This is a genomic window from Dactylosporangium vinaceum (assembly GCF_019904175.1).
GTDB classification, from domain to species: domain Bacteria; phylum Actinomycetota; class Actinomycetes; order Mycobacteriales; family Micromonosporaceae; genus Dactylosporangium; species Dactylosporangium vinaceum.
On the sequence record NZ_CP061913.1, the window covers coordinates 9,718,984 to 9,732,577 of the forward strand.

General features: G+C 73.5%; 8 protein-coding genes. 3 read left to right on the forward strand and 5 right to left on the reverse strand.

Features of this window, described 5'->3' with window-relative positions; genetic code table 11:
• Window positions 1–5 precede the first annotated feature (5 nt).
• Both Dvina_RS43525 and Dvina_RS43530 read right to left on the reverse strand, forming a co-directional pair.
• On the reverse strand, window positions 6–4,745 hold the full coding sequence (locus tag Dvina_RS43525) for a diguanylate cyclase (protein ID WP_223096648.1): 4,740 nt from the start codon (window positions 4,743–4,745) through the stop codon (window positions 6–8).
• A gap of 19 nt (window positions 4,746–4,764) precedes the next feature.
• Window positions 4,765–5,574 carry a MurR/RpiR family transcriptional regulator gene (locus Dvina_RS43530; RefSeq protein WP_223096650.1) on the reverse strand — a complete coding sequence of 270 codons (810 nt, stop codon included), beginning with the start codon at window positions 5,572–5,574 and terminating at the stop codon, window positions 4,765–4,767.
• A gap of 63 nt (window positions 5,575–5,637) precedes the next feature.
• Here Dvina_RS43530 and thrC point away from each other — a divergent pair, with 63 nt between their 5' ends.
• Window positions 5,638–6,627: a threonine synthase gene (gene thrC, locus Dvina_RS43535; protein WP_223096652.1), complete on the forward strand. Its 990-nt coding sequence runs from the start codon at window positions 5,638–5,640 to the stop codon at window positions 6,625–6,627.
• Window positions 6,628–6,634: 7 nt separating this feature from the next.
• Here the strand turns inward: thrC and Dvina_RS43540 are convergent, their stop codons facing one another.
• Window positions 6,635–7,657, reverse strand: coding sequence for a LysR family transcriptional regulator (locus tag Dvina_RS43540; RefSeq protein ID WP_223096654.1), 1,023 nt, complete (start codon window positions 7,655–7,657; stop codon window positions 6,635–6,637).
• 431 nt (window positions 7,658–8,088) lie between these two features.
• Here Dvina_RS43540 and Dvina_RS43545 point away from each other — a divergent pair, with 431 nt between their 5' ends.
• Complete coding sequence (locus tag Dvina_RS43545; RefSeq protein WP_223096656.1) at window positions 8,089–8,892, forward strand: SDR family oxidoreductase; 804 nt, start codon at window positions 8,089–8,091, stop codon at window positions 8,890–8,892.
• A 137-nt stretch (window positions 8,893–9,029) separates the two neighbouring features.
• Here Dvina_RS43545 and Dvina_RS43550 read toward each other — a convergent pair whose 3' ends face one another.
• Window positions 9,030–10,847 (reverse strand): hypothetical protein, encoded by a 1,818-nt coding sequence (locus tag Dvina_RS43550; protein WP_223096658.1) that lies wholly within the window; start codon window positions 10,845–10,847, stop codon window positions 9,030–9,032.
• A 102-nt stretch (window positions 10,848–10,949) separates the two neighbouring features.
• Between Dvina_RS43550 and Dvina_RS43555 the strand changes: the two genes are divergently transcribed.
• Window positions 10,950–11,501, forward strand: coding sequence for a GNAT family N-acetyltransferase (locus tag Dvina_RS43555; RefSeq protein ID WP_223096660.1), 552 nt, complete (start codon window positions 10,950–10,952; stop codon window positions 11,499–11,501).
• Window positions 11,502–11,507: 6 nt separating this feature from the next.
• Here the strand turns inward: Dvina_RS43555 and Dvina_RS43560 are convergent, their stop codons facing one another.
• Window positions 11,508–13,541, reverse strand: a complete 2,034-nt coding sequence (locus Dvina_RS43560) for an NAD(+) synthase (RefSeq protein ID WP_223096662.1) — start codon at window positions 13,539–13,541, stop codon at window positions 11,508–11,510.
• Between the last annotated feature and the right edge of the window lie 53 nt (window positions 13,542–13,594).

The window sequence follows — 13,594 nt, forward strand, 5'->3', positions numbered from 1 at the left end:
TTCCCTCAAAGCCCTGAGGGTACCGGTGGGCGCAGTCCCGGCTCGACCCGGTTGCGCCCGCCCCGCTTCGCCTCGTAGAGCGCGACGTCGGCCGCCTCGACAAGCTTCTCCGGGTCACCGCCACCACTGGGCCGGGCGGCGGCCACCCCGACGCTCACGGTCACGACGCCGGCGTCGGTGCGCGGGTGCGGCTGCGAAAGCGCCTCGATCGCCGCTCGTATCCGCTCGGCCGCGATCCCCGCGGTGGCGAGCTCGGCCTCGGGCAGCACGACGGCGAACTCCTCACCGCCGAGCCGGGCCACCAGGTCGGTGCCGCGCACCGCCCGCTGCAGCGTGGAGGCGACGAGCCGCAGGCAGGCGTCGCCGCCCGGGTGCCCGAAGTGATCGTTGTACAGCTTGAAGTGGTCGATGTCGATCATCGCGATGGCCAGCGACTGTCCGTTGCGGGCGGCCCGGCGCCACTCCTCGCCCAGGCCATCGACGAACTTGCGGCGGTTGGCCAGGCCGGTCAGCGGGTCGGTGACGCTGAGCCGGGCCAGCCGCTCGTTCGCGGCCTCCAGGGCCTCGGTGCGCTCGGCGACCTTGCGCTCGAGGGAGGCGTACAGCAGCGCGTTGTCGAGGGAGACGGCCAGCTGCCCGGCGATGAGGTCGACGGCGTCGAGGCGGTCGGCGGTGAACGCGCCGCGGCTGAGGCGGTTCTCCAGCACGAGCATCGCCCGCGGCTGGCCCTGCACCAGGACGGGCAGCACCATGAGCGAGCAGGTGGCCAGGCCGGCGAAGTACGGGTCGCGGGCGAACCGGCCGTCGGTGACCGCGTCGGCGACGACGAGCGGCTCGCGGACCCGGTCGGCGTAGCGCACGGCGGCGACCGGCAGCAGGCCCGCGACGCCGGCGTCGTCGACGGTCTGGTCGCCGGCGGCGGTGGAGAGCCGCCAGGCCCGTGCGTCGGGGTTCCACAGCAGCAGCCGGACCGCCGTCGCCCCGGTCATCGCGCTCAGCACCTCGGCGACCTGGTCGCGCAGCCGGTCGAGGCTCGTCTGCGAGCTCAGTGCCCGCGAAGCCGCCAGCACCGCCATCAGGTCTATCGCCTCGCTCGTCACCAGCTCTTCCGAGGTGACGAGATGTCCGAAGAAGCCGGCGCCGGACTTGTCGGGCAAGCCACCGGCCAGGAACGGATGGGCGGCGACGAGCGCCGCGACCTTGGCCTTGGCCCCCCACGCGGCGTAGAGCCGGCGCGCCTCGGCCAGCATGCCCCGGCCCGAATACGTCAGCCCGGCGGCCAGGTGGGCGAGTGCGGCGCGCTCGGTGATGTAGGCGCGCTGCCAGGGTCGGGGCTGCGGCGGTACCAGATCCAGGGCTCGTTGGAAGGACAGCAGATCGGCCGACCGCTCGGCGTCGATGAGCGCGGCCAGGTGGGCGAAGGTGCCCGGGGACTCCTCGGCCCGGCGGCGCAGCCAGGCGTGGACGCAGTCGAGCTCCTCCGGGTCGCCGTCGCCGCGGGTCAGCGCCAGGGCGCGGACCAGGTGGGCGGTGGCTGTCGTGTAGATGCCGGGGATCGCGCCGAGCATGGTCATCGCGGTCGCGCTGTGCTCGCGCAGGGCGTCGTCGTCGCCGAGGATGGCGGCTTCGAGGGCGCGGTACACGTGGAAGTTGGCCAGGCCGACCGGCTGCCTGCTGTAGTCGGGGTCGGCGGCCCGGGGCTCGCCGCGCAGCGCCCGCAGCAGCTGCGCGAACGGCTCGTACGCGATGGTGCCGATCTCGTTGCGGGTGCGCTCGGACAGGGCGAGGCCGGCGGCGATCTCGGCCGACCAGGCGTCGAGGGTCGGGGCGCAGTCGAGCAGGGCGGCGATCGAGAAGTCGTAGGCGAAGCAGGCGTACTGCACGTCGCCGGTGTGCAGCACCTCCTCCCGGGCCCGCTCCAGCGTGGCGACGTTCTCCTCGAGGGGCTCGAACCAGGGCTGGACGAACCCGGCGAAGACGTACCGGACCCGGCCGGTGGCGGCACCGTATCCGCGCGCCTCCCCCACCGCCAGGACGTGCCGGGCGGCGTCGTAGGCGGTGCGGTAGTCCTGGGCCGAGGCGATGACGACCGTCGGGATGCGCCCGAGCCCGGCCATGAGCGAGACGTTCGGGCCGTGCTCGACCCAGCGCCGGTGACTCTCCAGCACCACCCAGATGAACGCCATCCGGTCGCAGAAGAACGCCGGGGACAGCATCTTCTCCAGGATCTTGCCGATCCCGTCGTGCAGCGGGTCGCGCCGCTCGGGGCGGTCGTCGCGGCCCTGGGCCACCGCGGCCGCCCACCGGGCCAGCTCCCGCAGCCGCTCGCCGAGCGTGTCGCCGAGGTCGGCCGGGCGGGCGACGCCGAGCCGGGCCAGCAGCCGCTCCCCCAGCGCCACGGCCTCGGCCGAGCGGTGCCGGTTGGTGAGGCTGTAGATCTGCACGCACGTCGCGTCGACGAGCTCCAGCGGCTCGGTGCCGCGCCGCTCCAGGTCGGCGTAGAGCTCGTCGGCCTCGGGCAGGCGGCCCAGCTGATACAGCGTGGAGTGCAGATCGGTGAGCAGCTGCGCGTCGGGGGCCTGGCCGGGCGGGACCAGGTCGCGGGCGGCGAGGAGGAACCGCTCGGCCATGGTGCCGTTCATGAGCCGGATCGCGCCGGCCGCGGCCCGGAACAGCCCGGCCACCCGGGCCTTCTCCTCCGGGTTGGCGAGCAGGTCGACGGCCTGGAGGTACTGCTCGGCGGCGATGCTGGGGTCGGCGATACGCCGGGCGATGCGCAGGTGCCGTTCGCGGCGGCGCTCCGCGGTGAGCATCCCGTAGGCCGCCTGCTGCACCCGGTCGTGCCGGAACCGGATCACGGCGCGCTGCCGGTCCAGGACGAGCAGCCCGTCCTCCAGGGCCGGCACGAGCTGCGTGTCGTCCTCGATGGTGGCCAGGTCGATCTCGCCGCCGAGGCAGGCGAGGGTCTGCAGCGCGTCGCGGGTGCCGGGCGGCAGTGCCTCGATCCGGGCGATGACGAGGTCGAGGACGCCCGCGTGCCCGATGTGGCCGCGGACCGCGGCGGGGTCCCAGCGCCAGCCGGACGCCTCCAGGGTGAGCACCCGTTCGCGGCGCAGGGCGTTGACGAGCTCGACGGTGTCGTACGGGTTGCCGCCGGTGTGCCGCCCGATGGCCGCGGCGAGGTCGGCCGCCCGGGCCGGCTCCAGGCGCAGCATCTCGGCGAGGAACGCGGTGAGGTCGGCCGGGGCCAGGTTCTCCAGGCGCAGGACGGCCGGCGGGTCGGGGCGGCGGGCCCAGCGGGCCTGGGTGGCGGCGAGCGGGTGGGCCTCACCGACCTCCGCGTCCCGGTACGCGCCGACGACGAGCACCCCGTGCAGCGTGCTGTCCGACAGGATGGCGTCGATGACCCCGATCGGGAAGGCGCCGGCCCACTGCAGGTCGTCGAGGACCATGACCACCGGCTGCACCGGCGAGGCCACGGCCCGCAGGATGTCGACGGCCGCCTGCTGGAGGCGGTGGCCCATCTCGACCTCGTTGGTCTCGGCGGTGGGCTCGACGCCGAGCAGTACCGCAAACTCGGGCAGCGCCCCCGCGATGAGCCCGGCGTTGGGGCCGAGGGCCGCCCGCAGCCGGGCCCCCAGGCCCCGGTCGGGCTCGGCCAGCAGCAGCCGGGCCAGGGCGCGCATCGCCTGGCGGACGGCGTCGGCCTCGGTGTCGCGGCGGTACTGGTCGAACTTGCCCATGACGAACCAGCCGCCGCCCTGCGTCACCAGGGGCCGCAGCTCGTCGATGAGCGCCGTCTTGCCCACGCCCGGCGCGCCCGCCGCGAGCAGCCCGCGGGCCCGGCCGGCCATGGCGTCGGCGAACGTGCGGTGCAGCTCCTCGACCTCCCGCTCCCGGCCGATCAGGCGCGACGGCGGGCTCAGGCGGCGGGCGAAGTCCCGCTCGCCGAGGACGGCCGGGCGCGTGAGGAGGTCGTGGCGCAGACCCTCGGCGCTCTGGTACCGCCGGTCGGGCTCCTTCTCCAGGAGCTTCGCGATGATCGGCCAGAGCTCCGACTCCAGCGGCTGCGGGGGCGTGGTGAGGTGGTCGTGGATCAGCTGCAGCGCGGTGTCGGCCTGGAACGGCGGCCGGCCGGAGGCGTACTCGTAGAGGCTGGCGCCGAGGGAGTAGAGGTCGGCGCGCTGGTCGACCGGGCGCCCGGTCCGCCCGGTCTGCTCCGGCGCCATGTAGGCAAGCGCGCCCGCGATCTCGTCCTGATGCGTGAATCCGGGCCGCTCCTCGGCGAACGTGGTGGCAAGATCGAAGTCGACCAGGAACGGCCCGGCGCCGGTCTTGTAGATGTTGCCCGGGTTGACGTTCTTGTGCACGACCCCGCGCTCGTGCACGTCGGCGAGGATGCGGGCCAGCCCGATGGCGAGCTCGCGCAGCCGGTCGGGCAGCAGCGGCCCGACGACCGGGGAGATCCCGGTGATCAGCTCCTCGCCGGTGGTCGGGTCGCGCACGGCGATCGGCCGGCCGCCGGCGGCCGGAGCCCGCACGGTGTCGGCCATCAGCAGGCAGGTGCCGTCGCACGGCTCGAGCACGACAGGCACCCCGGGCACGCCGGCGAGGCGCTCGAGGATGGCCTCCTCGCGCCGCAGCCGCTCGCCCGCGTCGTCGCCGCTCCACTCCTTGCGCATCGCGACGCGCCCGTCGGGCAGGGTGACGGGCGTCAGCGTCTTTCGTCCCGCCTCAGGGTTCACACGCCCCAGATCGGCGGATTCACTCCAAACCTGACAATTCGCGCGTCACGTTTTCGAGCTCGGCCAGCCGCTCGGCCGGGGCCAGCCGGGCCGCCACGGTGACCAGGACCAGCTCGGTGACCGCGACCTCGAGCGTGATGGGGTCGATCGGCCCGGCCGCCTCGCGGGGCAGCCGCACCAGCACGTCGGCCCGCCGGGCCAGCGGCGACTCCCAGGCGTCGGTCACCAGCACGAGACGGGCCCCACGGGTCACCGCCGCATTGACGAACAGGGCATTGTGAGTGTTGTACCGCCTGAAGTCGTACGCCACCAGAAGATCGCCGGCACCGATGTCGAGCAGCACCCGGGCCCGCTCGGCCGCCGTCGCTGGCACGTGCCGCACGCCCGGTCGCAGGCTGGCCAGCTGCCGGACGAGATACTCGGCGGCCAGCTCGCTGAGCCGACCGCCCAGCGCCCACACCGCCCGGGCCCGGGTCAGCTGCTCGGCCACCGTTTCCAGCAGCGGCTCCGGGACGGCGGCCAGGCACCCGTCGAGGCCCTTCCGGAGCGTCAGGGCCGCCTGCGCCAGGTCGGCCGGGTCGGCGACGAAGGACCGCAGCCGCGACCGGTCGTTGTGCTGGATCGCCAGCTGGAGCTCGGCGTAGGTGGCGAACCCGAGCCGCGTGACGAGCCGCGAGACGGTCGGCGGGCTCACCCCGGACCGCTGGGCCAGGGCGCGCAGGGAGCCGAGTGCGGCGTACGGGAAGTCGTCGAGGATGACGCGCGCGACGGCCCGCTCCCCCGGGGTCAGCTCGGCGTACACGCCGCTCAGTCGAGCCTCCAGATCCACGTAACAGATGTTACAGGATTTTCTACTTGCTCGCGATTACGGAACATGTGTTAGCGTCCGGCCATGACCTCCTGGCGTGGGCTGCTTGACAGTGGGTACCGCTCCCGGCTGCCGGTCTCGGCCGCCACCCCGACCGTTTCGCTGCACGAGGGGAACACTCCCCTGCTGCACTCGCCGCACCTGTCCGCGCTGACCGGCTGCGACGTCTGGCTCAAGATCGAAGGGGCGAACCCGACCGGATCGTTCAAGGACCGCGGGATGACTGTCGCCGTCAGCCGGGCCGCCGAGGCCGGGGCCGAGCTCGTGCTGTGCGCCTCCACCGGCAACACGAGCGCGTCCGCGGCGGCCTACGCGGCCCGGGCCGGGCTGCGCTCGGCGGCGCTCGTCCCGGCGTCGGGGGTGGCGCGGGGAAAGCTGGCCCAGGCGGCCCGGTACGGCGCGCAGATCGTCGCGGTGCCCGGCTCCTTCGACGACTGCCTGCGCGTGGCCCGGCAGCTCGCCTCCGCACCCGGGGTGGCGCTCGTCAACTCCGTCGGCAACGAGCTGCGCCTCGCGGGCCAGCGCACAGTGGCCTACGAGATCGTCGACGCCCTCGGCTCCGCCCCCGACATCCACTGCCTGCCGGTCGGCAACGGCGGCAACATCACGGCCACCTGGGAGGGCTACGTCGCCTACGGCCGCGGCCTCCCCCGGATCTGGGGCTTCCGGGCCGCCTCACCGCAGACCGAGGCCACGGCCATCCGCATCCAGTCGCCGGCCTCGTGGGAGCCCGCGGTCGCGGCCCGGGACGCGTCGGGCGGCCTGATCGAGTCCGTCTCCGACACAGCGATCTTCGCCGCGTACCGGGAGCTGGGCCGCCACGACGGCGTGTTCGCGGAGCCGGCCTCGGCCGCGGGCGTCGCCGGCCTGCTGGCCCTGCACGCCGCGGGCCGGGTGGCGCCGGGGCAGCGGATCGTGGTGACGCTGACCGGCAACGGCCTGAAGGACCCGGACGCCGCCTCGGACTATGCGGTGGTCGACGTCGACACGTTCGCCGGATCGCTGGCGGGCTGATTCGCCGCTACTGCCCGGCCCGGCGGGCCGCCTCGCTTTGACGAGTCGCTTCGGTTTGGTGGTTGCCATCGGTCCGGTGGGTGGCCTCGGTTTGGCGGATGGTCTCGGCTTGGCGGCTCGCCTCGGTCTGGCGGGTCGCCTCGGTCTGGCGGATGGCCTCGGCCAGCCGGGCGGTTGCCGGGCGGATCTCGCCGGGTAGCCGGGCCAGCAGGAGGCGGCGCAGTTCCCGCGGTCCGCCGTGCACCTCCAGGACCTTCACGCCGTCCGGGACCGGCATGGCCGACGGCACGGTCGTCGCACCGAGCCCGGCCGCGACCAGGTTGAGCTTGGCCAGCCAGTCCCGGGCGGTGTGGGCGATCACGGGCCGCCCGCCGAGCCCGGGCCAGACGCCCATCAGCTGCTCGTCGGCCCCGGACTGCCCGGCGATCCACGCCAGGCCCCGCAGGTCTTCCACCTCGACATGGCTACCGGCCGCCAGCGGATGCCGCGCCGGCACCGCCACCCGCAACTGCCGCTCCGCCAGCACTTCCAGGTGCAGCGGCGGCTCCTCGCCGTCCGGCGCCCGAAACGGCGGCGCGGTGGCGAGCAGGGCCAGGTCGAGGTGGCCGGCCCGCAGCCCGCGTGCGAGAACCTTGGAGCTGCCCTCGCGGGACTGCACGCCGATGCCCGGATCGGTCCGCCTCAGCAGCGCGAGCGCACATGGCACGATCGCCGCCCCCGCACTGGCGAACCACCCGAGCCGGACCGTGCCCGCCGCGTCCCCCTGCCGCAGCTCCCGAGCCGCCGCATCGACCTCGTCGAGGATCGCCGCCGCCCGCCGCAGCACGATCCGCCCTTCCCCGGTGAGCCTGACACCGTTGTGCTGCCGATCGAGCACCTTCACACCGACAGCCCGCTCGAGCGCCGCGATCTGCCGCGAGACAGCGGACTGCGTGTACCCGAGCGCGGCGGCGGCGGCAGTGAGCGTGCCCCGGGCCGCCACTTCCCGAAACACCTTGAGCCCGACCATTGAGACGTCCGCGAAGGCCATGACCGATAGGCATACCAGGTGTGCGCTTCTCTCGTTGGCCGCATGCCCCGGCCGCTCCTACGGTTCGGGGTATGACCACCGCACTAGTCACGGGAGCCACCCAGGGCCTGGGCCTGGCCCTGGTCACCGGCCTGGCATCTCGTTTGGGTCCGAACGACACCGTCTACCTGACCGGCCGCGACCCGGCCCGCGTAGGGGCCGCGGCAGCCGCTGTGGAACAAGCCCTGACCGAGCCCGACAACAGGCCGGCACCACCCTCCCAGCCGACAACCTCCGACCGTCGACGTGCTACGACGGCATCATTCGGACCCGAACGATCAGCCCCCTCATCGTTCGGACCCGAACCAACTGCCTCGAACCAGCTCACCCCCACGGCCACCGCCGCGAATGCACTCGCCACCACTGCCGCACCCGCCATGCCTGCGCCTGCTATGTCCGCGCCCGCTCCAGGACAGCACGGAGGCGACCGGCATGACGCAGGGCCGGACGTGCGCGATGCAGCGGGGCCCGGCGCCGGCGATTTGGGGGCGGCGGGCGAGCGCGATGTGCCGGGGTCAGGCGTGCGCGACGCGGCGGGGTCGGGTGGGTCGGGGCGGGCGCGGGTTGTCGGGCTCGTGTTCGATGTCGCTGATCCGGACGCCGCGCACGCTGTCGCCGAGGCGGTGGGCGAGATCGACATCGTGTTCGGCAACGCGGTGATGCGGGTCGGGCCGCAGGATGAGCCGCGGGCGATCATCGACGAGTACACGCAGGTCAACAACTTCGGTACCACCCGGCTGCTGCGGGCCTTCGGCGCGCGGGTCCGGCCCGGCGGCCGGATGTTGATCGTCGCCAGCTCCCTCGGGACTCTGCGCCACCTGGCCCCGGTGCTGCACGGGCGCTTCGACGGGCTCGGCTCGCTCGACGAGGTGGATGCGGCCACCGCGCGCTGGCGGGACGAGGTTGCCGATGGGCGGGCTCAGGCTATGGCGTGGCCGGGGTTCGTCAACATCCCTTCGAAGATCGCCCAGGTGGCCGCGGTCCGGGCGGTGGCGGCGGCGCGGCGGGACATCCTCGTGGCGGCCGTCTGCCCGGGGATGATCAACACGCCGACGTCGGGGCTCTGGTGGGACGTGCGCGATGCCGCTTCGCCGGCCCAGGCCGCGGAGGCGCTGCTCGACCTGGCACTTGGCGAGATCGACCCGGCCCACCATGGCGAGCTGGTCCGATTCGGTCAGGTCGTTCCGTGGAAATGACGCTCCACGAGTCCCTCACCCCGGCGGCCCCGTTCCGTCTTCCCCACCGTACCCCGCGCGTCCTAATCGATCTTGCAAGAATCACGCCACGCAATCGCGCTGTCACGCACCAATCGAACAGCGGGCCGACCCCCAACCTACAGCGGCCGGTACGAGCACTGCCGGCCCGTGTGGACGGTCTCGCGCAGATGCCGGCCCAGCGCCGCGTCCGCCTCCTCCACGCGGGCTATCGCGCGGCGGATCGCCTTGCCCACCGCGACCCTCGCCCGCTCCGCGTTGTCGACGAACCGGCGTGACCGGCCGCCGATCCCCACGCTGCCGGCCAGCTCCGCCAGCAACGCCTCGCTCTCCTGCCGCGCCGCCTCCGCCCGGCGCGCGTCAGCCGATGACTCCATCTCGTCGCGCAGCTCGGCGACCCGATGGCGGTACCGCCGCATCGCCTCCTCGTCCAGGACGGCCTGCGGTGACGAGCGGGCCCCGGCCGCCGCGGCCAGGCCGGTGACGCCCATCGCCAGCTCGACCGCCGGGATCTCGGTGCCCGCGTTGGCCAGCAGGACGGCCAGGTGCAGCATCCCCACGCTGTTCTCGACCACGACCGCCCGCGAGCCCCACGTCAGCCGCCAGTGCTGGCGCTCGCGCACGCACACGGCCGGCGCGGGCTGGGCCGGCTCCAGGCGCTCCAACGCCTTGCGCGACTCCTCGGCGGCGGGCCAGTGGCCCAGAGCCCGGTTGTGCTCGACGGCCCGTGTCAGGTGGGTGGCGGCCAGCTCGCGGCGGCCGGAGACGAGCGCGGCGATGCCGAGCGCGTGGTGTACCGAGCCGAAGCACGCGATCCCGAGACTCACCATCGCCGGCATCTCCGCGTGCGGGAGGAGGAGGTCGTAGGCCTCCTCGGCCAGCTCGGCGTCGCCCAGGAGCCGGGCCGCCTCGACGATCCCCTGCATGGTGACCAGCCAGCTGCCCGAGCGCGGCAGCTCCTTGAGGGCCGGCCCGCGCAGCCGGGCCAGGGCGCCGGCGGCGGTGCGGGTCTCGCCGGCGGCGGCCGCCGCGACCGCGTGCACCGCGAAGTACGCGTTGTCGACCACTGACAGCGTCGGCCAGTGGACGAGCTTGTCGAGCATCGGGCGCAGCTCCTGCAGCCGGCCCTGGTACCACCGGATCGCGACGAGCTGCGCGCCGTACCAGCCCGCGGCGTCGGCGTCGCCGGCCTCGTTGCCGCGCTCGAAGCACGCCGCGGCCGCGGCCTCGGCCTCGGCGAAGCGGCCGGCCCGGATCTCGCGCATCACGTCGATGGCGTCGGCGACGTAGCCGGCGGCGAGGTGCGGGCGGTCGGCCAGGGCGCCGCGCAGCTCCGACAGCCGGCGCTCCGCGTGCCGGTCGCCGTCGAGGAAGCGGTCCGCGGTACACCAGAGCAGGGCCATCACCAGGTCGCCGCGGCGCCCGGTGCGGGTGCTGACGCCGAGGAGCTCGGTGGCGATCTCCTGGCGCAGCTGGCGCTGCTCGGGGCCGAGCAGGCAGTGATGGGCCAGGCTCAGCGCCTCGGCGTGGGCGACGGTGTCACCGCACGCGCGGGCCTCTTCCAGAGCGGCCAGGATCGCGTCGCTGCGGCCCTCGCGGTAGTCGCGCTCGGCGGCCAGGCGGGCGCGGAGACGTACCGCCAAAGTCCCTTCCGGGTCGACGAGCCCCAGGAGTCGGGTCAGCCGCTGCTCCAGCACTGCGGCCGCGGCCCCGACGCGGTGCTCGTGCACCCATACGCCGGCGAAGCCCAGTGCGGCCTCGGCCATGCCGGGCACGTCCCAGGCCGCCTCGGCGCGCGTGTACGCCACGTCGAAGAGCCGGCGTGCGGTGTTGAGGTCCCCGTTGGTGTGCAGCGCGTGCAACGCCGCGGCGACCGGATCGATGTCACTGGCGATGTCAGTCTCGACGCATCCGTGCGCGCCGGAACCCGACGTCATTGCGGTACTCCAACCTCTGCCCGCAGCAATCATCGTCGAAGTCCGCGCGATCGCCTCGGCCGCGACAAGTTCTCGACAGACTGCAACCGTTACGCTGTCTCGATGAACTCCGCAGAGGTGGACATCCCGGACGTGAGGCTGCGGCCCGTCTCGGCGGCCGACTTCTGGCTCCTGGAGCTTCAGGCCGACGACCCGGAGGCCGGGGGGCAGTTCAACTGGTCCGGATACCGCGACATCGCCGCGACCCGCCGCCGGTTCGAGGAGAGCCGGCTGATCGAGCCGGACCGGGGTCAGCTGATCGTGCAGGTCGGCGGCGCGGTCGCGGGCACGGTGCAGTGGGGCCGGCACGCCTACGGGGTGCCGCATTGGAGCTGCTGGAACATCGGGATCGGGCTGCTGGCCCCGTATCGCGGGCGCGGGGTGGGGACTATCGCGCAGCGGATGCTCACCGCGTACCTCTTCGACACCACCGCGGTGGAGCGGGTGGAGGCGTACACCGACGTGGAGAACGTGGCCGAGCAGCGGGCGCTGGAGAAGGCCGGGTTCACCCGGGAGGGCCGGATCCGCTCGGCGCAGTTCCGCGAGGGGCGGTGGCGGGACCTTTACCTGTACTCGCTGATCCGCGACGAGTTCAAGGCCGCCGCCCTCCCATAGCCGCGGTCACGTCCAGTCCCACCGCTCCAGGTCACGCAGCCAGGCGTTCGCGTTGCCGTCGGACGGGGCGCGCCAGTCGCCGCGCGGGGACAGTGAGCCCCCGGCCGACACCTTCGGGCCGTTGGGCAGGGCCGAGCGCTTGAACTGCGCGAAGCCGAAGAACCGCTTGCAGAACACCTCGAGCCAGTGGCGGATGGCCGGCAGGTCGTAGGCGACGCGCCGGTGGTCGGGGAAGTGCACCGGCCACGCGCCGGCCTCCGTGTCGTGCCACGCGTGCCAGGCCAGGAAGGCGATCTTCGACGGGCGCATGCCGTAGCGCAGGACGTGGAAGAGCGTGAAGTCCTGCAGCGCGTAGGGGCCGACCTTCGACTCCGACGACTGGAGCTCCTCCCCCGGCACCAGCTCGGGGCTGATCTCCTGCTCGACGATGACACTCAGGATCTTGCCGACCTCGTCGTCGAACTCGCCGTTGTTCGCGACCCAGCGGATCAGGTGCTGGATGAGCGTCTTCGGCACCCCGCCGTTGACGTTGTAGTGGCTCATGTGGTCGCCGACGCCGTAGGTCGACCAGCCCAGCGCCAGCTCCGAAAGGTCTCCGGTGCCCAGCACGATGCCGTTGCGGTAGTTGGCGATCCGGAACAGATAGTCGTAGCGCAGGCCCGCCTGGACGTTCTCGAACGTCACGTCGTACACCGGCTCACCCGCGGCGAACGGATGGCCGAGCTCCGCGAGCATCAGGCGGGCCGTCGGGGTGATGTCGAGCTCGTGGACGCTGACGCCGAGCGCGCGCATCAAAGCAAAGGCGTTGTCCTTGGTACCGCCGGACGTCGCGAACCCCGGCATGGTGTACGCGAGGATGTCGGTGCGGGGCCGACCGGCCCGGTCCATCGCGCGAGCGGCCACGATGAGCGCGTGGGTCGAGTCCAGCCCGCCGGACACGCCGATCACGATCTTGGGTTCGCCGATGGCGGACAGGCGCTGCCGAAGACCCGAGACCTGGATGTTGTACGCCTCGTAGCAGTCCTGGTTCAGCCGTTCGACATCCGCCGGTACAAATGGAAATCGCTCGACGACGCGGCGAAGGCCGAGGTCGGTCGCGGGCGGCTCCAGCGTGAGCGCGACCTGGCGGAAGTCGCCGGTCCGGGCCGCGTGGGTGCGCCGGTTGTCGTCGAAGGTGCCCATCCGCTGCCGCTCCTGCCGCAGCAGGTCGAGGTCGACGTCGGCGACCGAGCGCCGGTCGCCGTCCGGGAACCGCTCGGTCTCGGCCAGCAGCACGCCGTTCTCGTAGATCATCGTCTGGCCGTCCCACGACAGGTCGGTCGAGGACTCGCCGAGGCCGGCCGCGGCGTAGACGTACGCGGCCAGGCACCGCGACGACGCCGACCGGCACAGCAGCTTCCGGTCCTCGGCCCGGCCGACGGTGATCGGGCTGCCGGACAGGTTGGCCAGCACCGTCGCGCCGGCCAGCGCGGCCTCGGCGCTGGGCGGGACCGGCACCCACATGTCCTCGCAGATCTCCACGTGCAGCACGAACCCGGGCACGTCGGCCGCCGCGAACAGCAGGTCGTTGCCGAACGGCACGTCCTCGCCCAGGAGCCGGATCGCCCCGCCGCGCTCCAGGTCGCCCGGGGTCAGCTGGCGCGCCTCGTAGAACTCCCGGTAGTTGGGCAGGTACGACTTCGGCGCGACGCCGAGCACCCGCCCGCGGTGGACGACGACGGCGCAGTTGTAAACGCGGTCGCGGTGCCGCAGCGGCGCCCCGACGACCAGGATCGGCAGCAGGCCGGCCGACCCGGCGACGACCCGGGCCAGCCCGTCCTCGACCCCGTCGAGCACGGCGTCCTGGAGCAGGAGGTCTTCGATGCTGTACCCGCTGAGGCCCAGCTCCGGGAAGACCGCCAGGACGACCCCGTCCCGGGCGCACTCCTCCGCCTGCGCCAGGATCGCGGCCGCGTTGGCGAGCGGGTCGGCGATGGCGGTCCGCCCGGTGCAGGCGGCCACCCGGGCAAAGCCGTGTGCGTAGATCGACCGGAAGTTCACAGCTCCATCATGGTCCACGCCGTCGCCCTTGTTCGCGACGGCGTGGACCGCGG

What these genes read in the sequence shown, in the direction of transcription:
- Dvina_RS43555 (WP_223096660.1), top strand. Translation starts at nt 10,950, where the DNA reads ATGAACTCCGCAGAGGTGGACATCCCGGACGTGAGGCTGCGGCCCGTC.
- Dvina_RS43550 (WP_223096658.1), bottom strand. Translation starts at nt 10,847, where the DNA reads ATGACGTCGGGTTCCGGCGCGCACGGATGCGTCGAGACTGACATCGCC.
- thrC (WP_223096652.1), top strand. Translation starts at nt 5,638, where the DNA reads ATGACCTCCTGGCGTGGGCTGCTTGACAGTGGGTACCGCTCCCGGCTG.
- Dvina_RS43545 (WP_223096656.1), top strand. Translation starts at nt 8,089, where the DNA reads ATGTCCGCGCCCGCTCCAGGACAGCACGGAGGCGACCGGCATGACGCA.
- Dvina_RS43540 (WP_223096654.1), bottom strand. Translation starts at nt 7,657, where the DNA reads ATGGCCTTCGCGGACGTCTCAATGGTCGGGCTCAAGGTGTTTCGGGAA.